The sequence below is a fragment of the Pandoraea pneumonica genome (assembly GCF_902459645.1).
Classification (GTDB): domain Bacteria; phylum Pseudomonadota; class Gammaproteobacteria; order Burkholderiales; family Burkholderiaceae; genus Pandoraea; species Pandoraea pneumonica.
Genome location: NZ_CABPSK010000001.1, coordinates 1598511 through 1621603, shown reverse-complemented (window position 1 = coordinate 1621603; position 23093 = coordinate 1598511). Strand labels below are relative to the sequence as shown.

Here is a 23093-nt window from a genome sequence, read left to right as displayed (position 1 = left end):
CCCCTTCGTCCCGCAAGTCGTTTCGACTGACTGCGGCGGCGGCCGTCTTGTGGAGCCTCGGGCTTCTCAATGCCGGTGCGGCCGAGTTCGGTCCGCAACAGGTGCGTTCTGCCGCAGGGCAGCCGCTGCGTGCGGTCATCGTGCTGGGCAATGTGTCGCAAGCCGAGGCCGATGGATTGTCCGTGAAGCTGGCTGGGCGCGATGCGTTCCGCCAAGCCGGGCTGCGCTACGATCCGTCGCTCGAGAAGCTCTCGGTCTCCGTCTCCCCGACGGGCGGACGCGAGCCGGGCTACAGCGGCACGTATCTCGTGCATGTCGACTCGGCCGAGCCGATCAATACCTCGTTCCTCGATTTGTTGCTGGTGCTCGAATGGCGCACTGGCCGACAGTCCAATGCCGTGACGCTCTCGGCGATTCCCGAAGCCAGTACCGCGCAGCCGCAGGCCGTTGTGCCAGCGGCTACGCCGTCGAGTGCACCCGCGCCGTCGGCCGCACCTGCGCAAGCTGTGCAGGGCGGTGTTCCGGCATCGGGCGCGGCAGGGGCGGCAGGGGCGGCCAAATCGACGACGGGCGGCACGCCTGCTCGGCCCGCCAATGCGGCCAACGCCGCAGGTGAGGGCGCACGGACGGTGGAACGTGGTGATTCGTTGTCGTCGATTGCCCGCGAGTTCACCGGCGGCGAAGGTGGCACGACGCTCGCGCAGATGATGACGGCGTTGTTCGAATCGAACCGCTCGGCATTTATTGGCAACGATCCCAACCGGTTGCGGCAGGGCGCGACACTCGCGCGTCCGACCGATGCACAAGTTCAGGAAGTCCCGCCTGCGCAGGCACGCAAGTTCGTGTCGGCGGCGCGGGAACAGTTTGATGCGTATCGCGCGCGGCTGGCCGAATCGACGGCTCAGCAAGCCGCACCGGCGAATAGCCGTAGTGCGCAAGGTGCGATCGAAGCGGGGAAGGCGCCAGAGGCCGCTGCCCCCGCCGCGCGTGATGAATTGAAGCTGTCGCGACCCGGTAAGGGGCGCGGTGCCGGCAAGGCTGGCAACGGCGAAGAAGAACAAATCGCTCAGGGCAAGGCGCAGACCGAGGCTCAGGGCAGGGTGAACGAGTTGCAGAAGAACGTAGCAGATCTCCAGAAGCTGTTGGCGATGAAGAATCAAGCCGTCGCCAATCTGGAGGAACAAGCCGCCGCCGCATCCGGGGCGAGCGCACAAGACAAGCAAGCGAATACCGCCAAGGGGCGTGACACCGCCACGGCCAAGGGCGCGAAACCGGCTGCGAATGCGGCGAATCAGGCCGCAGGGGCGGCTGCGACGGCGTCAGGCGCTGACGCGGCATCGGCCGCTGCTGCGGGCAGTGCATCGGACGCGCAAGCCCAAGCGGCGACGGCTTCCGACGCCGCCGCACAGGCCGTGGTCGCCAGCGAAGCGGCAGCATCCGCGACACAAGCGGCGAGTGCAGCCGCTGCCGACACGAAACCGGCGCCGAATGCCGCGATGAACTGGCGTGCGGTGCGCGACAACCCGTACGTGCTGCCGGGCGCAGGCATTCTGGTGGTGCTGATGGGCCTTTGGTGGCTGATGCGCCGCCGCCGTGCCGAGCCGCCGGTCGGTCAGGATGGTCCGTACGACGACGGTGGCGATGGCCGTGCCCCGCACGATGGCCAGCCCGGCGCAGAGCCGCAACTGTCGCAAGGCGGTTCGACGGTCGCTGGCGTGGCGACCGGTGCCGCGGTGGCCGCAGGCGCTGCCGGTGCTGCTGCGATGTATGCGGCGCATCAGGCCGAAGCCGACGAGCATTTGCATCCGACGGCCGACGACACGTGGGCAGAACCCGCTGAAGGCGTTGCCGAGCTGGACGCCGAGCACCCCGACGCGACCGTCGCCGGTGCAGCGCTGCCCGGCGAGTGGGATGCCGAGCAAGAACATCTGACGGATGAACTGGCGGATACCGCCCGTGAGGCGTCACACGACGCGATAACGGATACGGAACCGGCGGAGACGGCAGAGTCGTTCGACACGGCGCCTGCCGCCGAGGCCGCCAGCGAGCCGGAAATCAACTGGGACGACGCGTTTGCCGAAGAGGCGGGCGGGGCGGCCGAAGTGGGCAATGCAAGCGAAGTACCGGCGGCGACCGCCACGAACGACGAAAAGGCTGATGCCAGTCTGTCGGCGCTCGGCGCATTGGGGGCAGCGGCGGCTGTGGGCGGCATTGCCGCAGCGGCACACGCTGGTGGGCATGCGCCTGCCGAGCCGACCCATGAGGCCGCCGAATCTGAAGGTGCCAACGAAGGTGCCATTGAAGGGACACCTGACGGCGCAACGCAAGAGGAAGCTGTGCCGCAAAACGGCGTAGCGGGCATGCTGGGCGATCTGGATCTCGGCCTGCCGGGCCAGCCTGCCCACGTTGGCACGATCGCCAGCGACGCATTGCCTTCGCTTTCCCGTGGCATCGGGTCGGTGCAATTCACGATGGCACCGCAAGACGGCGAGGCGAATATCCACGCGCCGTCGGGCGACCAAGGCGATTTCGATGGCGACGATGGCGAACTGAGCGACGCGGACTTCGATGCAGCCCTCAAGGCGGCAGCGACGCCGGACGCCGCGCGGAGCTACACCGATGCCGCGCACGAAGCGCCGTCCCTCAAGCCGCTGTCGTTCGATCTGTCGGATTTCAGCCTGGACTTGAAGGGTGACGACGCCTCGGCGACGACCATCGCCCCGGCGTTTGTCAGCGCGCCGACGTTGCCGGCCGCCACTGGCGACGAAGCGCTGGTCGAGCACGACGCGTTTGCACAGCCGACGCCGTCGACCGGCTACGCACCGCACGCGGCCCCGCAAACGCCGTCGTTCGAGCAAGTGGAGACGAAAGTAGACGCGCCGGTGGCAGCGCAGCCGACTGCATCGGCCCCGGTGGCGGACGAATTCGAAGCCGCTGTCGCAGCCGCAGCAACCACAGCAACCACAGCAACCACAGCAACCACAGCAACCGCCGCCGCTGCCACCGCAACCCCGGCCCCGGCTGCCACACCGGCCGCCGCGCCCAGCGCCAACCCATCGCAACTGGCTGAACTGGAAGTGCCCGACGAGTTCCATACGAAGCTCGAATTGGCCGCGGCTTACCAGACCATTGGCGACGACGAAGGCGCACGCGAATTGCTCGAAGAGGTCATTGCCGGGGGCGATGCTGCGCAACAATCGGTGGCGCGCACCCGTCTGGCCGAGTTAGGCAAGTAATGAAGGCGGTGCTATCTCCGATGAGATGCGCCGCGAGTACGACACCGTGATGCCGGCCCCGGCCGGCGAACACACCGCAGGTTGACCGTAGTTTGGGGCGCTCGTTGGTTGGGCGCCCGTTTTTCTTTTCAGGCAGGCGTGCCGTTTCGGCCCGCTTCAGCAACAGATCTGGCAGCAGATCAGGCATCAGATATGCGAATCGCACTGGGCATCCATTACGACGGGACGGCGTTCTCCGGCTGGCAATCGCAGCCGCACGGCAACACCGTGCAGCAGGCGCTCGAAGCGGCATTGCGCGAGTTCGGCGGCGTGGCCTTGCCGACGACCGTGGCCGGACGCACGGACACGGGCGTGCACGGCATCGGGCAAGTGGTGCACTTCGACACCGAACTCGACCGCGCCATGTTCTCGTGGGTGCGCGGTGTGAATGCGTTCCTGCCGAAAACGGTGGCCGTGCAGTGGGCGCAAGCGATGCCCGACGATTTCCATGCGCGCTTTACCGCGTTCGAGCGCACGTATTTTTATGTGCTGTACGTGCATCCGGTGCGCTCGCCGCTGCTCGAAGGCCGCTGCGGCTGGCTGCACACGCCGCTTGATCTCGACGCGATGCGCACCGCCGGTCAGGCGCTGGTGGGCGAGCACGACTTCTCGGCGTTCCGTTCGTCGGAATGTCAGGCGAAAACCCCGGTGAAGCATCTGTACGCCATCGATATCGAGCAGCAGGGGAATTTCTTCGTGTTCCGGTTCCGCGCGAGCGCGTTCCTGCATCACATGGTCCGCAACATCATGGGGTGTCTGGTGGCGATCGGCCGTGGCCGTCAGTCGGCTGACTGGATGGCGGAAGTGCTTGCGAGCCTCGACCGCCGTCAGGCCGCGCCGACGTTCATGCCGGATGGCTTGTATCTGGCGCGTGTGGGGTATCCTGAGCGCTTCTCGGTGCCTGAGCCCAATTGGGCCGCGTGGCCTTTCCCGATGCCTTGGGCGCAAGACGGAACTCCCTCATGACATCCCGTACCCGAATCAAGATTTGCGGCCTTTCGCAGCCGGCGGACGTCGACCACGCGGTCGCCCTCGGCGTCGACGCGATCGGTCTCGTGTTCTACCCGCCCAGCCCGCGTTACGTGGACCTCGCCCGCGCCGCCGAACTGGCGCGCCGCGTGCCCCCTTACGTGAGTGTGGTGGGGCTGTTCGTGAACGCTACGGCTGATGACGTGGCGCGCACCGTCGAGGCCGTGCCGCTGACGACTTTGCAGTTTCATGGCGACGAGACGCCCGAAGTTTGCGCGGCGTTGTCCGCTGCCGCTGGGCACCGTCCGTACACGCGCGCTATGCGTATCGGTCCGGAGACGAAAAGCAGTAGCGATTTGCTACAATTCGCAAACGCATACGCCACCGCGCAAGGTATCTTGCTCGACGCCCTCGTGGAGGGCTACGGGGGCGGGGGAAAGGTTTTCGATTGGTCACTTATTCCAAAAGACATCGCGCGTCGGGCCGTTTTGAGTGGTGGCTTGAACGCACACAACGTTGCTGAGGCAATCCGCCTGGTGACGCCGTACGCCGTCGACGTGTCGAGCGGTGTAGAAGCGTCGCGGGGCGTGAAAGATCCCGCCCGTATGACGGCGTTCGTGCACGCAGTGCGTGCTGCCGACGCCGAATAGCAACCTGCCGGCGCGCCCGCAAGGGGCTGCACCCGGTTCTGCGAAGAGTGACGACCATGTACGATTTACCCGATGCCCGTGGCCATTTCGGCCAATACGGCGGTGTTTTTGTGGCCGAGACGCTGATTCACGCGCTCGACGAGCTGCGTGAGGCCTACGCCAAGTACCAGCACGATCCCGCCTTCCTCGAAGAATTCAATTACGAACTGAAGCACTACGTCGGCCGTCCGTCGCCGATTTATCACGCCAAGCGCTGGAGCAGCGAACTGGGCGGTGCACAGGTTTATCTGAAGCGCGAAGACCTGAATCACACCGGTGCGCACAAGGTGAACAACGTGATCGGTCAGGCGTTGCTCGCCCGCCGCATGGGCAAACGCCGCGTGATCGCCGAGACCGGTGCCGGTCAGCACGGCGTCGCCACGGCCACCATCGCCGCCCGTTTCGGCATGGAGTGCGTGGTGTACATGGGCGCGGAAGACGTCAAGCGTCAGGCCGCCAACGTGTATCGCATGCAACTGCTGGGCGCGACCGTCGTGCCCGTGGAATCTGGCTCGAAGACGCTCAAAGACGCGCTCAACGAAGCCATGCGCGACTGGGTGACGAACGTCGAGAGCACGTTCTACATCATCGGCACGGTGGCCGGTCCGCACCCGTACCCGATGCTCGTGCGCGACTTCCAGCGCGTGATCGGCGACGAATGCAAGGTGCAGATGCCTGAGCTCGCCGGCCGTCAGCCGGACTACGTGCTGGCCTGCGTCGGTGGCGGCTCGAACGCCATGGGCATCTTCTACCCGTATATCGACCTGCCCGACGTGAAACTCGTGGGCGTGGAAGCGGCGGGCGACGGGATCGAGACTGGCCGTCACGCCGCGTCGATCATCGGCGGCACGCCCGGCGTGCTGCACGGCAACCGCACGTATCTGCTGCAAGACGCCAACGGACAGATCACCGAGACGCATTCGATCTCGGCCGGTCTGGATTACCCGGGCGTCGGCCCCGAGCACGCTTGGCTGCACGACATCCATCGCGCCGAATATGTGGGCATTACCGATAACGAAGCCCTCAAGGCGTTCCATGACTGCTGCCGGATCGAAGGGATCATCCCGGCCCTGGAGTCGAGCCACGCCCTCGCGTATGCATGCAAGTTGGCCCCCACGCTGAGCAAAGACCAGATCGTTCTGGTCAACCTCTCCGGCCGGGGCGACAAGGACATGCACACCGTGATGGCATTGGCCAAACCGGCCAGCGACGCCTGATCGGCGCCGCGAGACTCCACCGATCCGACAGGTAACCAGAACCCGCATGACCGACCGCAACGCGCCGCCGCAAGAGACCATCGCTCAGGGCGAGGCACAAAATGACGTCCTCGGGACTGTGCGTCCCGATCGTCCTGTTGATGCCACCGAAGCCGCGGCTGCGCGTCTCGAAGCCATGGAGGCGGCCGGCGAGCTTCGCGCCCGCTGGGCGCCCGGCGACATTGCGTTACGTCATGCCGACTTCCTGCAACACGTGCATGAACTGGCAGACGGGTCCGTCGACCTGATTCTGGCCGATCCGCCTTATGGGCTCGGCAAGGATTACGGCAACGATTCCGACAAGCGTTCGGGCGAGGACTTCCTCGGCTGGACGTACGGCTGGCTCGAAGCGGCGATTCCGAAACTCGCGCCGCGCGGCTCGCTGTATCTGTTCTGCACGTGGCAATACGCGCCCGAGCTGTTCGTGTTCCTCAAGCAGCGCATGCTGATGATCAACGAGATCATCTGGGATCGCCGCGTACCGAGCATGGGCGGCAGCACGCGACGGTTTTCGTCGGTGCACGACAACATCGGCTTTTTCGCGATTTCGAAGGACTATTACTTCGACCTCGATGCCGTGCGTGTGCCGTACGACGCCGCCACGAAGAAGGCGCGCTCGCGTCGTATCTTCGAGGGCAGCAAGTGGCTGGAACTCGGTTACAACCCGAAGGATCTGTGGTCCATCTCGCGATTGCACCGGCAAGACCCCGAACGCGTCGATCATCCGACGCAGAAACCGCTGCATATCATCGAGCGCATGGTGCTGGCGAGTTGCCCGCCCGGCGGTCTCGTGCTCGACCCGTTCATGGGCAGCGGCACGACTGCCGTGGCCTGCGCGCTGCACGGCCGACGTTTTGTCGGCTACGAGCTGAACGCGCATTACCACGCGCTCGCTAACCAACGACTTCAGAGACTTTCCGATCATGTCCCGCATTCAAGCGACGTTCCAAGCCTTGCAAGCGCAGGGTAAGAAGGGCCTCATCCCGTTCATCACTGCCGGCGACCCCGAGCCGGGCTGGACGGTCAAACTGATGCATGCACTGGCCGATAACGGCGCCGACGTCATCGAACTCGGCGTGCCGTTCTCCGACCCGATGGCCGACGGTCCGGTGATTCAGCGCGCCTCCGAGCGCGCGCTCGCGCGCGGCGTGAGCCTGGCCGAGGTGCTCGGCTACGTGGCCGCCTTCCGCCAGACCAACGACCGCACGCCCATCGTACTGATGGGTTACGCCAATCCGATCGAAGCCATGGGCCTCGAAGCCTTTGCCGAACGTGCGGCGGCCGCGGGCGTGGATGGCGTGCTGGTCGTCGACTATCCGCCCGAGGAAGCCGAGGACTACGCCGGTGCCATGCGTGCGCGCCACATCGATCCGATTTTCCTGCTCGCGCCGACGTCTACCGACGCGCGCATTGCGGCGGTGGCCAAGCAGGCGAGCGGCTATCTGTACTACGTCTCGCTCAAGGGCGTGACGGGGGCAGCAAGCCTGGATTTGGGCAGCGTCGCGTCGAAAATCCCCGAAATCAAGGCCGTGGCGCCGCTGCCGGTGGGCGTGGGCTTTGGCATTCGCGACGCCGAAACGGCCCGTGCAATTGCCAGCGTGGCCGACGCCGTGGTGATCGGCAGTGCCATCGTGCAACGGCTTGAAAACACGCCGCGTGATCTGGAGGGCCAGAACGCGGTAAAATCGCTGGCTGAATTCATCGGCGAAATCCGCCAGGCGCTCGACGAGGGCCTGAAAGCGGCCTAATCAGGCTGCTGGCGCGTGCCGGTGAAACGCTGAATTGAAACGGTCGTCAGACCGCTGAGACGCCCGTCCCTGTTGGGGCGGGCGTTTGCCAAGGAGAAACTATGAGCTGGCTCGATAAGCTGCTGCCCCCGAAGATCAAGCAAACCGATCCGACGCAGCGCAACAAGAGCATCCCGGAAGGGCTGTGGATCAAGTGCCCGTCGTGCGAGGCCGTGCTGTATCGCAACGACGTGGAAGCCAATCTGCATGTCTGCCCGAAGTGCGACCATCACATGCGCATCGGTGCGCGCGCCCGTCTGGATGCGCTGCTTGATCCGGAAGGCCGCTACGAGCTGGGTCAGGAAATCGTGCCGGTCGACCCGCTGAAGTTCAAAGACAGCCGCAAGTACCCGGACCGTATCAAAGAAGCCATGGACGACACGGGTGAAACCGACGCCATGGTGGTGATGGGCGGCGCGATCCACACGCTGCCGGTCGTGGTCGCTTGCTTCGAGTTCGCCTTCATGGCGGGCACGATGGGCTCGGTGGTCGGCGAGCGCTTCGCCCGCGGCGCGCAAAACGCGCTGGAGCAGGGCGTGCCGTTCATCAGCATTGCCGCTTCGGGCGGTGCGCGTATGCAGGAAAGCCTGCTCTCGCTCATGCAGATGGCCAAGACGACCGCGATGCTCACGAAGCTGGCCAACGCCAAGCTGCCGTACATCTCGGTGCTGACCGACCCGACGACGGGTGGCGTGTCGGCAAGTTTCGCGTTCCTGGGTGACGTGGTCATCGCGGAGCCGAAGGCACTGATCGGCTTCGCCGGTCCGCGCGTGATCGAGCAGACCGTGCGCGAGAAGCTGCCGGAAGGCTTCCAGCGTTCGGAATTCTTGCTGCAAAAGGGCGCGATCGACATGATCGTCGACCGTCGCAAGATGCGCGAAGAGATCGCACGCCTGATCGCGCTGATGCAATGCCAACCGGCTGACGCCGTGGCCTGATGTCGTGCCCTGAGGCAGGGGGAGCGGCGCTGCCGATCTTCGCTGAGCCGCCCCCAAAGGCGCGCGCATCGGCGTAAAATGTCGCCACGCCACGCGGTGCCACGCTTAGTGACACTTAGCGCCTCATGCCGCCTTATGCATCACTTAGCAGGATCGCAAGCGCGGACGTTACGTCCGCGCTTTGTTTTTCTGCCCGCACATTCATGCCGACATACTCCACTCTCGACGCCTGGCTCGCCCATCTGGAAACCGCTCACCCTGTGGGCATCGACATGGGGCTTGCGCGCATCGGGCGCGTGAAAGAGGCCCTCGGTCTGAAATTTCCGTGTCCTGTCTTCACCGTAGGCGGCACGAACGGCAAAGGCTCGACCTGCGCCATTCTCGAAGCGATTCTGCTCTCGGCGGGTTACCGCGTGGGCTGCCACACGTCACCGCATTTGCTCACCTTCAACGAGCGCGCGCGCATCAACGGCGAGATCGTCGACGACGCGACGCTGCTGCCGCATTTCGAAGCGGTCGAGCGTGCGCGCAATAGCTTCGACGAACCTGTCTCGCTTACGTATTTCGAATTCACCACGCTTGCGATCATGCAGATGTTCGCGACGGCCGGGCTCGATGCCGTGATTCTCGAAGTGGGGTTGGGCGGCCGACTCGACGCCGTGAACATCATCGATGCCGATTGTGCTGTCATCACGAGCATCGATATCGACCACGCCGAATATCTGGGCAACACCCGCGAAGCGATCGCGATCGAAAAGGCGGGCATTTTCCGCGCGGGCAAGCCGGCGGTCTGCGGCGATCCGATGCCGCCCGCCACGCTGGCCGCTGAAGCCGAGCGCATCGGTGCCGATCTGTGGCAATTCGGACGCGACTTCAACTATCAGGGCGACAAACAGCAGTGGAGCTATGCCGGTCGCAACATGCGACGCCCGGCGTTGGCGTATCCGGCGCTGCGCGGTGCCAATCAGTTGCTCAACGCATCGGCAGCGCTGGCGGCGCTCGAATCGATGCGCGCCGAGCTGCCGGTGTCGGCACAGGACATCCGTCTGGGGCTCGCGTCGGTCGAATTGCCGGGGCGTTTTCAGGTGCTGCCGGGCCGCCCGGCCATCGTGCTCGACGTTGCGCACAACCCGCATGCGGCGGCGGCACTGGGCCACAACCTCGACGGCATGGGGTTCTTTCCGTACACCTATGCCGTGTTCGGGGCGATGGCCGACAAGGACATCGAAGGCGTTTTGCGGCATTTGGTCGACAAGGTCGATCACTGGCGCTTGTGCGGCTTGCCGACCCCGCGTGCCGCGAGCGCACAGGTGCTCGAAGAGAAGCTGCGGGCGGTTGGGTTTGTCGAAGATGCTGATCATTCGGTCGAAACCTTCGAATCCCCTGAGAAAGCCTATGCCGCCGCGCTCGAGCAGTGCGGGGAGAATGATAGAATTGTGGTTTTTGGATCGTTCTTTACGGTGGCGGGTGTGATGTCACACCGCAAATTGCAGCGCCACTGACGCCTGACGGTGTCATCGCCGTGACATTTTCTTACGAGAAATGTCATGCGCAGGACGCACCTGATGCGCGATGATCAGTCCAACGACGCGAGTTACGACCTGAGCCAAGGGCCTATGGGATTGTTTTCCTTCCGCAAGAAAGACGCCGAAGCCGTTTCCCCGAAGCGCGGTAGCCGCAAGAGCGGCCGCACCGGCAGCCGTACGGCGGGAGGGGGCGAATACAGCGAGCACGAGCAACTCGACCCGCTGCTGCCCGAGAAGCAACGCGCGCGCCGCCGTCTGGTAGGCGCGCTTGCGTTGGTGCTCGCGGCCGTCATCATCCTGCCGATGGTGCTGGCGCCCGAACCCAAACCGGCCGCCGACGACATCGCGATCCAGATTCCCGGTAAAGATGCCAATACGCCGCCTGTGCGCGTGAAGCCGCAGGCCGCCGCGACATCGACCGATGCGTCGCTCGACAAGGGCGAAGAAACCGTCGACGGCAATTCGCTCGCGAATAGCAATTCGAGCAATTCGAACAAGCCGTCGTCGTCGCAGGCGCCCGTGGCCGCTGCGGCTGCTGTGCCGCCCGCACCGACTGGCGTGCCGCCGTCCTCCCCGGCCCCGGCAGCCTCGGTCGCGCCAGTGGCACCTGTTACGCCGCCGGTCGCACAGGCCAAGCCCGAATCGAAGCCTGAATCGAAGCCCGAGGCGAAGAAGCCCGAGCAGCACGCCGATGCGAAACCTGCGGCCAAGCCCAGCGAATCGCACGACGCGCCCAAGGCGGCGAACAAGCCCGACCCGAACGCGGCCGATCCGATCGCGCAGTTCGCGCAGAACAACAACGCGGCCAAACCGGCAGCAAATCACGACACAACGACCAAAGCGGCCGCACCGGCGGGCAATGGCAAGTATCTGGTGCGTATCGGCGCGTTCTCGACGCAGGACCGTGCGCAGGCATGGCTCGTCAAGCTCAAGCTCGTGAACGTGCCGAGCTACATGGTGAAGGGCAATGTCGATGGCCGCGAGTTGTATCTGTTGCGCGCTGGCCCGTTCCCCGACCGCAATAGCGCGGAAGCCGCGAGCAAGAAGATCCGTGACGCGGGCCTGACGGCCATGGTCGCCGAGGCGGGTTGAGTTGAGTAATGTGACGCAGGGCGGTCTGCTGACCGTAGTGGATTACGCGGCGATCGCCATTTTGCTCGGCTCGATGGTGCTGGGCATGCTGCGCGGTTTGGTGCGCGAGTTGTTCAACCTGGTGGGCTGGGTGGTGGCGTTCTTCGTGGCGCGCGCCTTTGGCCCGAGCGTGGCGCACTGGCTGCCTGCCGACCTGCCGGGCGGCGAGATGACGCAAGGCGCGCTCGGTTTCCTGCTGGTGCTGGTGGCCGTCGTGTTCGGCGCGGGCATCGTCAGTGCGCTGGTGGGACGCATGACCGACATGATCGGCCTGCGTCCGGCCGATCGCGGTTTAGGCATGCTGTTCGGCATCGTGCGCGGCATGTTGCTCTTGATGTTGCTGCTAGTCGCCTCCAGATTGACGGCATTGCCGCACCAACCGGCATGGCAGCAGTCGATGGTGCGCCCGTGGGTCGAGGCTGGGCTGGAGCGCCTGATGCCGTATCTGCCCGAGCCGGTGCAGCACTACCTTCATAAGCCCGAAGAGGCGGTGCCGAGCGTGAATTCGCTGGGGACGCCGATCCCATTGCCACAATTGGAACCTAGCCGCCGGATGCAAGAGATGCTCGGCGGGCCGGGGGCTGGCACGGCCGGTGCTGCGGGTGGTGCAGGGACTGCGGCGGGCACGGGGGCGATCGAAGGGATACAGCAGGGGTGGGGCATGCGCAGCGGCGGATCGGCCGCGCCGTCCACCGGCCTGCACAAGGTTACCGAATGACGGATAATACTGTCCGTTCGTTTGACGCAGATTTCGATGTTTTTTGAAGGATTCATGCCATGTGTGGCATCGTCGGTGTAGTCTCCAAGTCCCCCGTCAACCAGTTCATCTACGATAGCTTGCTGCTCTTGCAGCATCGCGGCCAGGACGCCGCAGGTATCGCAACGACGGACGGCCAGTCGTTCTACATGCACAAGGGCAACGGCATGGTGCGCGACGTGTTCCGCACGCGCAACATGCGCGATCTGCCGGGTCACGTGGGCATTGGCCAGGTGCGCTACCCGACGGCTGGCTCGTCGAGCGCCGCACAAGCGCAACCGTTCTACGTCAATGCCCCGTACGGCATCGTGCTCGCGCACAACGGCAACCTGACGAACTGGGAACAGCTCAAAGACGAGATGTTCCGCATCGACCGCCGTCACATCAACACCACCTCCGACTCTGAAGTGCTGCTCAACGTGCTTGCGCACGAGTTGCAGCAAAGCTCGCTCGAAGGCCTGAGCGTGCCGTCGCTGTTCGAAGCGGTGCGCGGCGTACATCGCCGTCTGCGCGGTTCGTACGCGATTGTCTCGATCATCTCCGGCTTTGGTTTGCTCGCGTTCCGCGACCCGAACGGTATTCGTCCGCTGTGCATCGGCCGCTTCGAAGGCCCGAACGGCACGGAATGGATGGTGGCGTCGGAATCGGTGGCCCTCGAAGGCATGGGCTTCGCGTTCGAGCGCGACGTCAAGCCGGGCGAGGCGATCTTCATCAGCAACGACGGCGAACTGACTTCGCAGCAGTGCGCCGAAGCCACCTCGATGCATCCGTGTATTTTCGAACTCGTGTATCTGGCGCGTCCGGACTCGGTGCTCGACGGCGTGGCGGTCTACGATGCGCGTCTGCGCATGGGCGACTACCTGGCTGAGAAGATTCGCCGCGAGATCGACTACAAGGACATCGACGTCGTGATGCCGATTCCGGACTCCAGCCGTCCGGCGGCCATGCAGGTCGCGAAGCGTCTGGGCCTCAATTACCGTGAAGGTTTCTTCAAGAACCGCTACGTCGGCCGCACGTTCATCATGCCCGGTCAGGCGATGCGCAAGAAGTCGGTGCGTCAGAAGCTCAACGCCATGCGCGTCGAATTCAAAGACAAGAACGTGCTGATCGTCGACGACTCGATCGTGCGCGGCACGACCAGTCAGGAAATCGTGCAGATGGCGCGTGACGCCGGTGCCCGCAAGGTGATTTTTGCATCGGCCGCGCCGCCCGTGAAATTCCCGAACGTGTATGGCATCGACATGCCCACGCGTAGCGAACTGGTGGCCCACGATCGCAGCGACGAAGAAGTGGCGCGCATCATCGGTGCCGACGAGCTGATTTATCAGGACGTCGAGGACATGAAGGCCGCCGTGCGCGACATCAACCCGGCGCTGAGCGACTTCGATGCGTCGTGTTTCGATGGCAACTACATCACGGGCGACATCACGCCGGAGTACCTGAACCGACTGGAGCAGCAGCGCAAGGCGCCGAAGGCACCGGTCGAGCGCGATTCAGGGGACAACGGCGATGGCGGCGAGGGCGACGAAAACGAGCCGCGCGGCGCGCAACTCGGTCTGTAAGCCGAGGAAGGCATGGGCGGCATGAGGGGGATTTTCCTCGTCGCCGTCCAACGTGCTACACTGCTTCTCACGTCGATTTGATTTCAGCTTGCGGACGTGGGGGAACATCCCCGAAACAGCTAAAGCGAGGCCTAGACAGATGGATTTCGAGCCCGTTTTGCTGACAAGCGAAACGGGCTTTTTCTTTTTTGAAACGAGACACACGATGGACTCCTTCGATTTCGATACCTTGGCGGTGCGCGCGGGCACGCAGCGCTCCGAGTTCGGTGAGCATTCCGAGGCGCTGTATCTGACCTCGAGCTTCGTATTCAAGAGTGCGGCCGAAGCCGCCGAGCGCTTCGCGCACTCGGAAGAGGGTTTCACGTACTCGCGCTTCACCAATCCGACGGTATCGATGTTCCAGGACCGTCTGGCCGCTCTCGAAGGCGGCGAGGCCTGCATGGCCACCGCTTCGGGCATGGCAGCCATTGTGTCGGTCGTGATGACGGCCCTCTCGGCGGGCGATCACCTCGTTAGCTCGCAAAGCATCTTCGGTTCCACCCTGAACGTGTTCTCGACGATCTTCAGCCGTTTCGGCGTGGAGACGACCTTCGTCGACCCGACCGATCTCGACGCCTGGCGCGCCGCGATCAAGCCGAACACGAAGATGTTCTTCCTCGAAACTCCGTCGAACCCGCTCACCGATATCGCCGACATTGCCGCCATTGGCAAGATCGCGAAGGAAGCGGGCGCGTTGTTCGTGGTCGACAACTGTTTCTGTTCGCCCGCGTTGCAGCGCCCGATCGAATTCGGTGCCGACGTGGTCGTGCACTCGGCCACCAAGTACCTCGACGGTCAGGGCCGTGTGCTGGGCGGTGCCATCGTGGGCACGAAAGATTTCATCATGGGCAAGGTGTTCCCATTCGTGCGCAGCGCCGGCCCGACGCTCTCGGCGTTCAATGCGTGGGTGATTCTGAAGGGCATGGAAACGCTGTCGCTGCGCATGGAGCGCCAGTCGGCCAGCGCGCTCACGGTAGCGCAGTGGCTGGAACAGCAGCCGCAGGTGGCTCGCGTGTTCTATCCCGGCCTGCCGTCGCATCCGCAATATGAATTGGCGAAGCGCCAGCAGAAGGCAGGCGGCGCTATCGTCGCGTTCGAATTGAAGGGCGCGACGCCTGCCGAGCAGCGTGAGAACGCGTGGCGCGTGATCGACAACACGAAGGTGCTGTCGATCACCGGCAATCTGGGCGATACGCGCACGACGATTACGCATCCGGCCAGCACGACGCATGGCCGTATCACGCCCGAAGCGCGTGCCGCGGCAGGCATTACGGAAGGGCTGATTCGTCTGGCCGTGGGCCTCGAATCGCCGGACGACATTCAGGCCGACTTGGCGCGTGGCTTTGCGCCGAACGCGCAATAAGCGGAGCGCAGCGGACATGAGTCGATTCTGGAGCGCGGGCGTTGCCGATCTGATGCCCTATGTGCCCGGTGAGCAGCCGCAGATGCAGCGGCTCATCAAGCTCAACACCAACGAGAACCCGTACGGCCCGTCGCCGAGCGTGCTCGCCGCCATTCGCGACGCACTCGGCAGCGATGCCGATGCACTGAAACTGTATCCGGACCCGGATGCGCGTCGCTTCAAGCAGGCCATCGCGACGCGTTTCGGACTGGAGGTTGCCAACGTGCACGTGGGCAACGGTTCGGACGAAGTGCTCGCCAACGTGTTTCAAGGGTTGCTCAAGCACGACAAGCCGATTCTGTATCCGGACATCACGTACAGCTTTTACCCGGTGTATTGCGGGCTGTATGGCGTGGCCTTCGAGACGGTGCCGTTGTCGGACACGTTCGAGATTCGCGCGGACGATTACCGCAAGCCGAACGGTGGCATCATCTTCCCGAATCCGAACGCGCCGACAGGCCGCGCTTTGGCCTTGGGCGAAATCGAGCGTGTACTGGCGGCGAATACCGATTCAGTCGTCGTGATCGACGAGGCGTATATCGACTTCGGCGGCGAGACGGCGGCGGGGTTGATTGCGAAGTATCCGAATTTGCTGGTGGTGCAGACGCTCTCGAAATCGCGCTCGCTGGCAGGGCTGCGGCTTGGTTTCGCCATCGGGCATCCCGATTTGATCGAAGCGCTGGAGCGCGTGAAGAACAGCTTCAACTCGTATCCACTCGACCGGTTGGCGCAAGCCGCTGGCGTGGCGGCGATCGAGGACGAGGCGTACTTCGAGCAGACGCGTCAGGCGGTGATCGCGAGCCGTGAGGCATTGGTTGCGCGTATGACGGCGCTGGGTTTTGAAGTGCTGCCGTCGAAGGCAAACTTCGTTTTCGCCCGCCACCCGTCGCACGATGCCGCGCAACTGGCGTTGTCGTTGCGCGAGCGTTCGATCATCGTGCGCCACTTCAAGAGCGCACGCGTGGCGCAGTTCTTACGCATTACGGTGGGGACAGACGCCGAGTGCGAAGCTTTCACGTCGGCATTGAAGGAAATTCTGGCGGGCTGAATCTCCGCAGCGGTGTTGGCAGGTTGAAAGGGCCGGTATTCGGCGACGCGTTGCACGTGTCGCAGGGATACCGGCCCTTTGTGATTTCACGCTATAGCGAGTCTGTGCGCGGGTCGCTACGATGGCAAACATTCGATCCGAGACGCCTATGAAAACCTATTTCCCGCGCGCAGGTTGGTACGTTGCACTGCTGCTCATGGCCGTGGTGTTTTGGCTGGCCGGTTGGACGCAAGTGCTGCAAAGCTATGTCCCGGCGCTGTTCAGCTACGTATTCAGTTCGATCTTCATGGTCGTGTTCCCGAGTTGGTTCTATGGCAAGCATCGACAGTCGCGTACGACGTTCGGTGTCGAAACTACGCGCTTTTGGCTCGGTGCAGCCGTAGTCGGGCTGGGTGGTGCGGTCGCAAGCTTATTGGCAGGCAGCACGCTCGGTGCGCAGCTCGGCATGTTTCTGGCGATGTGGGCCGGGGACAGCCTGCTCAGCGTGCGTGAAGTCGGCTACCGCGCCGAGCGCTCTACAGCAAATAGCGACTGAGACGCATGCCAGTCGGCGGTGCCGTAGCCGAACAACGGGACCGGCGGCCTACAGCAGATATCGAGTCAGTAACATCCCGAAGAATCCGTCAGGCGTGCGGGTGGCAGCGCTGCCCACCCGCAAGGACAGCAGCAGTTTGCCGTCGGCTTGCAGCATTGCGGATGCACCGCTCATGATCACTGAACCCTTGGCTGGGGTGATGAACGCAAGGCCACCATCGCCAAACGTCGGATCACGAGACCCGTCGGGCATACGTCGTTCAATGACTGACGAGTTTTCGGAGAGGTTCTTGCCCTGCATGACGATCTTGCCGTCAGCCTGGAGAATGTGCCTATCTTCTCGGTAGCCAGTTGTCGTGATGACGAGTTGGCCGTCGTTGAAGGCCATGTCGGTCGCGCCGTCCGCCTGAAGACGCGTTAGCCAGGCCGTCTGGTTGCGCACGGGTGGTGAGACTAGTCCGGCCATGAGAATCTTTCCATCGGATAACGTCACCAGTGAGAGGGCCTGCCAGAACAACGTGCCCGGATACGCTTCCAGATAATCGAAGAAGCGATGTCCGTTGTCGCCAAACGAAGGGAGCGGTTTGCCTCCACGGTCGTAGCGAGACGCCACGGGTTGCATGGCTTGCGGGTCGACCCCTGCATAGCCACATAAGAGCAACGTGCCGTCACGCTGCGGCGAAATGTTGAGGAAATGCACTTGCGGCGGAACGTCCAGGGAGATGCCGACCTTGCCAAACGAAGGGTCGAATGTGCCATCTGCGGCAAGCTGAACGAGCGCACCGTAACCGACGCCTGACTGGATATCGCCCCACACACTCATGACGATGCGATCGTCTGGCAGGACAGCCACACTCTGCGCATCATCGGATTGGGTGTCCTCCAAACGGACCAGCGTGTAGCCAGCGTTGCCGAACGACGTGTCGACCTCACCCTCTTCGTGCAGCCTCGCGAGCAGGATCTTGCGGGAAATGCCCGGGCCGTGCAGATGGCCGAACACGATGATCTTGCCGTCGGACTGGAGTGCGCAGCCCGTCACGTTGTAAAACGACACCCCCGTGTGCGGGAAATGAATCAGCTTTCCATCGGCACCGAACAGGGGGTCTGGGGTGCCATCCGGTAAATTGCGATAGACCTGAACGCCGATCCCTTCCCAGAGGGTTGCGACGGTCACGATTTTTTGATCCGGGCGTAGTACCGACACGCCCACCATTCCGGTGACAGTGACCTGCCCGCCGTTACCGAAAGACGGGTCTATGTCTCCCGCGCGCAAAGTCTGGTTCATGATGATCACCTCCGTGTTTGTGAGGAGAGTCTCTACGCCCGGCGAGTGCGCAACAACTGTCAACGTTGACAGGCACCACCGCAACGAGCCCACACGAACGCGATGACATTTCGGCGCGCCGACGCACTCCACGAGACTACGCTATGCTTGCGGGATTCCCCCTGAAGTCATCGGAGACGTCGCATGTCGCACAACGTAGAACTTTTCATCAATGGGCAGTGGAAAGCGGGCGTCGAAGGCCTGACGCTGCCGATCGAAAACCCGGCCACCGGTGAGACCATCGGCACCGTCGCCCGCGCTACGCAGCCGGATCTGGACGCCGCGCTCGCCGCCGCCGAAGCCGGTTTCGCCAAGTGGCGTGAAATCGCCCCGTTCGAGCGCGCCAAGCTCATGCGCAAGGCGGCTGGCCTGCTGCGCGAGCGCGTGGGCGACATCGCCCGCCAAATGACATTGGAGCAGGGCAAGCCCATCGGCGAAGCCAAGGGCGAAGTGCTCTCCGCCGCTGACATCATCGAATTCTTTGCCGAAGAAGGTAAGCGTGCCTACGGCCGCCTCGTCCCGGCACGCGTGCCGAACGTTACCCAGTTGGTGATCCAGTCGCCGGTGGGCGCTATCGCTGCCTTCACGCCGTGGAACTTCCCGGTCAATCAAGTCGTGCGCAAAGTCTCCGCTGCGCTGGCCGCCGGTTGCTCGGTGATCGTCAAGGCGCCGGAAGAAACCCCGGCATCGCCCGCTGCGCTGATTCGCGCGTTCGCCGACGCCGGTCTGCCCGATGGCGTGTTGAACCTCGTGTACGGCGTGCCGGCCGAAATTTCCTCGTACCTGATTCCGCACCCGACGATCCGCAAGGTGTCGTTCACGGGCTCCACGCCGGTGGGCAAGCAACTGGCCGCCATGGCCGGTCTGCACATGAAGCGCGTGACGATGGAGCTCGGCGGCCATGCCCCGGCGCTGATCTTCAACGATGCCGATATCGCCGCAGCCGTACGCAATCTCGCCGGTGGCAAGTTCCGCAACGCCGGTCAGGTGTGTATCGCACCGACGCGTTTCCTGGTGCAACGCGGCGTGTACGACCAGTTCGTCGACGCCTTCGTGAAGGCCGCCGAATCGATTCGCGTCGGCAACGGTCTCGACCCGGAAACGACGATGGGCCCGCTCGTGAACGGCAAGCGTTTCGAAGCCATCAGCGCCATCGTGGACGACGCCGTAGCCAACGGTGCCGTGCTCAAGACCGGTGGCAAGCGCGCTGCCGAAGGCGGCCACTTCTACGCGCCGACCGTGCTGTGCAACGTGCCGCTGACCGCCAAGATCATGCACGACGAGCCGTTCGGCCCGGTGGCGATTATCAATCCGTTCGACACGGAAGAAGAAGCCATTGCCGAAGCCAACCGTCTGCCGTACGGTCTGGCCGCGTACGCTTACACCACGTCGGCGGGCACGGCACAGCGCCTGTCCACGCGCGTGGAAAGCGGCATGCTGACGATCAACCATTCGGGCCTCGCCCTGCCGGAAGTGCCGTTCGGCGGCGTGAAGGACAGCGGCTACGGTTCGGAAGGCGGCCCGGAAGCGCTCGAAGCGTATCTGCAACCGAAGTTCGTCACGCGTCTGGACGTCTGATCGTTTGATCGCCTGACACGAAACACGCGGTAGCAAAAAAGCCGACGCAGGCAACTGCGTCGGCTTTTTCTTTTTCGATGCGTCCCGGCACTATCCGGCGCTATCCAGCCCTTTACCGATCACGTCGCGGACGCCGCCGCGTCGGCAGGGTGTGACGGCACGGCATCGATGGCTGTCAGTCGCGACGCGGGCGAGAACACGATGATGCCGAGTTGCACGGCGAAGCCGACGGCCATGGCAATCAGGCAATACCGTGTGCCGAGCGACGCCGCGAGCCACGCGCCAAGGAACGCCCCGAATGGCCGCGCGCCTGCCGTGGCCGTCATCGTCACGGCCGACACGCGAGCGATCAATCCTCCGGGTGTCACCACCTGACGCAGCGATGTCGTGGAAATCGTCCACACGATCGGACCGAAGCCGAACAGGAAGAACGCGGCGAACACGAGCACGTAGGTCGCCAAGCCGCCCGACATTTGCCACGTCGCCACCATCAGCAACGACGCGAGCGCGGCGCACGCGGGCCCTAGCACGATCTGACGGCCGAAGGACAGCCGCTTTGCCATGCGCTTGTAACCGAATGCACCGCAGATCATGCCAAAACCGTAGACGCCGAGCGAGATGCCGACAGCTTGCGCAGTGAACGCGAGCGAGTGAATGGCGTAGTAAGCAAAGATCGCGAGCAACAGATACCACGACGTATTGAAGACAAACGCGGTCGCGACGATAGGCCGCAGATACGGACTGCGTGCAATGAAGCGCACACCTTCGCCCAACTCGTTCAGAAAATGACGTTTCGACACGGCACGCGGTGCCTCGGCGGGCAAGCGTGTCATGCAGTAGACGCTGACGAGCGAGAGCACGAACGCCGCCGCAAACGCGAGCGTGCCCGAGGCCCAACCCGCCAATAAGCCGCCCAGCGCTGGGCCCGCCGTGAAGGCGATGCTGCGCGCAATCTCCAGCCGCCGGTTTGCCGTGAGTAGATCAGCCGGGTCGATGAGCGCGGCGACCAGCGAGGGCGCGGCTGCACCGAACACCACCGTGCCTGTGGCCATCGCAAAGCCGAGCATGCCGAGGGCGGGCAGGGTCAGCAGATGCGCACGGAATAGGGCGAACAAGCCGAGCAGGGCGAGTGCCCGCAGCAACTCGGTGGCGATCATGAGGGGCTTGCGGCGGTAGCGGTCCGCCAGCACGCCAGCGGGCAGCGAGAGCAGAAGAAAGGGGAGTGTGGTGGCCGCTTGTAGCGAAGCGGTCTGCTCGGCTGACGCGCCGAGCGCGATGACCGCCACGATTGGGATGACCGCCAGCGTCATTTGCTCGCTGAATTGCGCCGCGAGATTCGCATTCGACAACGATGTCACCAGCGTTGCCGCAGACGCTGTCACAGATGGTGCAACAGGCGGTGCCTTCGGGCCCCGCGCAAACTCCCCAGCCATACCGATCCCCTAGACGTTGGACTGACGAGGGGAGTCTAGGCGGGGTGTCGTTAGCGAACGATCCGTTTCTTGCGATTGAATTCGGGCGGGCCTGTTAGCCGTTCTGTTGATCCCACTTGTACGCCTGCCCGTTGATGTGACGCGCGCGAGGGGTGAACGCAGGGCTAAGCAAGTCGTCAGCGGCGTTGTAGTAAGACGTGTCGACGCCGAGCATGCCGAGCAGCGTATGTTCGAGGCGGTCGGTCTGATAGGGGCGGGCTTCCAGCGCGGTTTGTGTTGGCGTGTCGGCATGCCGCTCGCCGTTGCGCGTCCACACGACCATGGGAATTTCGTAACCGGACGCATCGGCGGCAGACTGTCCGGCGTGATTGCGCGTGTGGCCGACTTCTTGCGCGTGATCGGAACTGAACAACAGGCTCGCGTCCGTTTGCGCATTGGCGGCCATGGTCTTGCGGATCAGGCTCGAGACCACGAAATCGTTGTAGGCGATGGCGTTGTCGTAATCGTTGCGCAGGTGACGCACCCACAGCGACCGGCCCTGCGCCGCAAGCGAGGCCATCACCGCATCGTCGGTATTGTCGAACCGCGCGAAGTCCTCGGGGTAGCGCATGTCGTAAGTCGGATGCGCACCGAGCAAATGCACGATGATCAGTTTCTTCGGGGCGTCGCTGGCGAGTGCGGCGTCGAAGGCAGGCAGCAGATTGCCATCGACATTGTTTTCGCCACGGCCGTATCCCTTGTTGATGAACACTTGTTCGTCCGCGCGATTCGCCACCAGCCCGAGCCAGCCGTCGTTGGGCACCTGATTCGAAATCCAATACGTGCGGTAACCGGCTTCCTTCGCGAGCATCACCACGTCGGGTTGGCGAGTCCAGGCCTCGGGATCGTCGAGGCTGGCGGGCGTGAGCATTTTCATGAGCGAGGACATCGTCGCGGGCTCCGACGACACGACGTCACGAAACACCGTGAGATCTCCGCGCAGAGAGTCGAGCATCGGCGTGGTGTTGCGCGCATAGCCGTAGAGCGACATGTTGTTGCGGTTCAGGCTCTCGCCGATCACCCAGACGACGGTGTTCTGGTCCGGCCCCCGGTATTGCACGCGCCAGTCGGCACGTTGCGCCATATTGCGTTCGAGATCGCGCTGGAGTTGGGCCGCGTGATCGGCTTGCCCCTTGTAATCGAGGTAACGCATCGGCCAGTAGAGCAGCGGATTCTCTTTGGCCATGGTCGAGTTGAAGTGCAGTGCGAGAAAGGCCGTGAGCAGTGTCACGACGGCCGTTTTGCCCGCACGGCGCATCGGTGCGGGCGGTTGCGCGGCTTCGGCGCGAGCGATACGTCTTTCGCCGAACACCACAGCCCCGAGCAATACGGCGAAAGCGGCGCTGGCTTCGAAGACATCGCGCCAGTTATGACGGAAAAACTCCCCGGTTTCCGACGGATTCGTATTGAAGACGGCTTGCAGCACCAGCAAGTGATTGGGGCGCAGCCCGAAATAGTCGCGCAGGAAACCCTTGGTCGCGGCATCGAGAAAGAACACCGCAATGACGCTGAGCGTCGTGGCGCTCAACCACACCGGTCGGGCGCGCAGCAGCAGACAGAGGCCCGCGAGGCCGGGCAGGGCGGTCGCCATGAGGGCGGCGCTCTTGCCGAATTCGCTCGCGCTCAGCATGCCGAGCGCCCAGAAAGCCGCCAGACCGCCCAGTCCGAGGTAAAGCCGATGTAATAAGGGTCTCAATCGAAATCTCCGCCACACGTTTTTTTGCGGACGTTTCGACTGGTGAGACTCGGGAAAGTGTCACTCGGGTGCGACTTTTTTAGGCGAATTGAAGTCGTTATTCCCGTTTT

General features: G+C 63.8%; 18 protein-coding genes. 15 read left to right on the top strand and 3 right to left on the bottom strand.

Features of this window, described 5'->3' with window-relative positions; translation table 11 throughout:
* Positions 1-47: 47 nt before the first annotated feature.
* The 14 genes from PPN31114_RS07065 (at position 48) to PPN31114_RS07000 (ending at position 16914) form a co-directional block, all read left to right on the top strand.
* Complete coding sequence (locus tag PPN31114_RS07065) at positions 48-3236, top strand: motility hub landmark protein FimV (protein WP_150678702.1); 3189 nt, start codon at positions 48-50, stop codon at positions 3234-3236.
* A gap of 192 nt (positions 3237-3428) precedes the next feature.
* Complete coding sequence (truA, locus tag PPN31114_RS07060) at positions 3429-4241, top strand: tRNA pseudouridine(38-40) synthase TruA (protein ID WP_150678701.1); 813 nt, start codon at positions 3429-3431, stop codon at positions 4239-4241.
* Positions 4238-4894 (top strand): phosphoribosylanthranilate isomerase, encoded by a 657-nt coding sequence (locus PPN31114_RS07055; protein WP_150678700.1) that lies wholly within the window; start codon positions 4238-4240, stop codon positions 4892-4894. The genes truA and PPN31114_RS07055 overlap by 4 nt, the downstream gene beginning before the upstream one ends.
* A 56-nt stretch (positions 4895-4950) precedes the next feature.
* Entirely contained in the window at positions 4951-6150 is a 1200-nt protein-coding gene (trpB, locus tag PPN31114_RS07050; RefSeq protein WP_150678699.1) for a tryptophan synthase subunit beta, read from the top strand.
* 175 nt (positions 6151-6325) lie between these two features.
* A complete protein-coding gene (locus PPN31114_RS07045) occupies positions 6326-7159 on the top strand; it encodes a DNA-methyltransferase (RefSeq protein ID WP_150679201.1) in 834 nt (277 codons plus the stop codon).
* Positions 7113-7937, top strand: coding sequence for a tryptophan synthase subunit alpha (gene trpA, locus PPN31114_RS07040; RefSeq protein ID WP_150678698.1), 825 nt, complete (start codon positions 7113-7115; stop codon positions 7935-7937). Before PPN31114_RS07045 ends, trpA begins: the two co-directional genes overlap by 47 nt.
* A 101-nt stretch (positions 7938-8038) precedes the next feature.
* Positions 8039-8914: an acetyl-CoA carboxylase, carboxyltransferase subunit beta gene (accD, locus tag PPN31114_RS07035; RefSeq protein ID WP_150678697.1), complete on the top strand. Its 876-nt coding sequence runs from the start codon at positions 8039-8041 to the stop codon at positions 8912-8914.
* A gap of 203 nt (positions 8915-9117) precedes the next feature.
* Entirely contained in the window at positions 9118-10416 is a 1299-nt protein-coding gene (folC, locus tag PPN31114_RS07030; RefSeq protein WP_150678696.1) for a bifunctional tetrahydrofolate synthase/dihydrofolate synthase, read from the top strand.
* A gap of 45 nt (positions 10417-10461) precedes the next feature.
* Positions 10462-11532: an SPOR domain-containing protein gene (locus PPN31114_RS07025; RefSeq protein ID WP_246182425.1), complete on the top strand. Its 1071-nt coding sequence runs from the start codon at positions 10462-10464 to the stop codon at positions 11530-11532.
* 10 nt (positions 11533-11542) lie between these two features.
* Positions 11543-12289 (top strand): CvpA family protein, encoded by a 747-nt coding sequence (locus PPN31114_RS07020; RefSeq protein WP_246182474.1) that lies wholly within the window; start codon positions 11543-11545, stop codon positions 12287-12289.
* Between the two features lie 59 nt (positions 12290-12348).
* Positions 12349-13890: an amidophosphoribosyltransferase gene (gene purF, locus PPN31114_RS07015; RefSeq protein ID WP_150678694.1), complete on the top strand. Its 1542-nt coding sequence runs from the start codon at positions 12349-12351 to the stop codon at positions 13888-13890.
* A 205-nt stretch (positions 13891-14095) separates the two neighbouring features.
* On the top strand, positions 14096-15292 hold the full coding sequence (locus tag PPN31114_RS07010) for an O-succinylhomoserine sulfhydrylase (protein ID WP_150678693.1): 1197 nt from the start codon (positions 14096-14098) through the stop codon (positions 15290-15292).
* A gap of 16 nt (positions 15293-15308) precedes the next feature.
* Entirely contained in the window at positions 15309-16379 is a 1071-nt protein-coding gene (gene hisC / locus PPN31114_RS07005; RefSeq protein WP_150678692.1) for a histidinol-phosphate transaminase, read from the top strand.
* A gap of 148 nt (positions 16380-16527) precedes the next feature.
* A complete protein-coding gene (locus tag PPN31114_RS07000; RefSeq protein ID WP_150678691.1) occupies positions 16528-16914 on the top strand; it encodes a hypothetical protein in 387 nt (128 codons plus the stop codon).
* 48 nt (positions 16915-16962) lie between these two features.
* On the opposite strand, the gene PPN31114_RS06995 is transcribed toward PPN31114_RS07000, so the two are convergent.
* Complete coding sequence (locus PPN31114_RS06995; protein ID WP_150678690.1) at positions 16963-18198, bottom strand: NHL repeat-containing protein; 1236 nt, start codon at positions 18196-18198, stop codon at positions 16963-16965.
* Between the two features lie 183 nt (positions 18199-18381).
* On the opposite strand from PPN31114_RS06995, the gene PPN31114_RS06990 reads away from it, so the two are divergent.
* Complete coding sequence (locus tag PPN31114_RS06990) at positions 18382-19815, top strand: NAD-dependent succinate-semialdehyde dehydrogenase (RefSeq protein ID WP_150678689.1); 1434 nt, start codon at positions 18382-18384, stop codon at positions 19813-19815.
* 119 nt (positions 19816-19934) lie between these two features.
* Here the strand turns inward: PPN31114_RS06990 and PPN31114_RS06985 are convergent, their stop codons facing one another.
* A complete protein-coding gene (locus PPN31114_RS06985) occupies positions 19935-21173 on the bottom strand; it encodes an MFS transporter (RefSeq protein ID WP_246182424.1) in 1239 nt (412 codons plus the stop codon).
* 169 nt (positions 21174-21342) lie between these two features.
* Positions 21343-22983, bottom strand: coding sequence for a phosphoethanolamine transferase (locus tag PPN31114_RS06980; protein ID WP_150678687.1), 1641 nt, complete (start codon positions 22981-22983; stop codon positions 21343-21345).
* Positions 22984-23093: the final 110 nt, after the last annotated feature.

Bases quoted from the DNA above. Each gene is read 5' to 3' on its own strand.
- truA (WP_150678701.1), top strand. From the start codon at position 3,429: ATGCGAATCGCACTGGGCATCCATTACGACGGGACGGCGTTCTCCGGC.
- PPN31114_RS07055 (WP_150678700.1), top strand. From the start codon at position 4,238: ATGACATCCCGTACCCGAATCAAGATTTGCGGCCTTTCGCAGCCGGCG.
- trpB (WP_150678699.1), top strand. From the start codon at position 4,951: ATGTACGATTTACCCGATGCCCGTGGCCATTTCGGCCAATACGGCGGT.
- PPN31114_RS07045 (WP_150679201.1), top strand. From the start codon at position 6,326: ATGGAGGCGGCCGGCGAGCTTCGCGCCCGCTGGGCGCCCGGCGACATT.
- trpA (WP_150678698.1), top strand. From the start codon at position 7,113: ATGTCCCGCATTCAAGCGACGTTCCAAGCCTTGCAAGCGCAGGGTAAG.
- accD (WP_150678697.1), top strand. From the start codon at position 8,039: ATGAGCTGGCTCGATAAGCTGCTGCCCCCGAAGATCAAGCAAACCGAT.
- folC (WP_150678696.1), top strand. From the start codon at position 9,118: ATGCCGACATACTCCACTCTCGACGCCTGGCTCGCCCATCTGGAAACC.
- PPN31114_RS07025 (WP_246182425.1), top strand. From the start codon at position 10,462: ATGCGCAGGACGCACCTGATGCGCGATGATCAGTCCAACGACGCGAGT.
- purF (WP_150678694.1), top strand. From the start codon at position 12,349: ATGTGTGGCATCGTCGGTGTAGTCTCCAAGTCCCCCGTCAACCAGTTC.
- PPN31114_RS07010 (WP_150678693.1), top strand. From the start codon at position 14,096: ATGGACTCCTTCGATTTCGATACCTTGGCGGTGCGCGCGGGCACGCAG.
- hisC (WP_150678692.1), top strand. From the start codon at position 15,309: ATGAGTCGATTCTGGAGCGCGGGCGTTGCCGATCTGATGCCCTATGTG.
- PPN31114_RS07000 (WP_150678691.1), top strand. From the start codon at position 16,528: ATGAAAACCTATTTCCCGCGCGCAGGTTGGTACGTTGCACTGCTGCTC.
- PPN31114_RS06995 (WP_150678690.1), bottom strand. From the start codon at position 18,198: ATGAACCAGACTTTGCGCGCGGGAGACATAGACCCGTCTTTCGGTAAC.
- PPN31114_RS06990 (WP_150678689.1), top strand. From the start codon at position 18,382: ATGTCGCACAACGTAGAACTTTTCATCAATGGGCAGTGGAAAGCGGGC.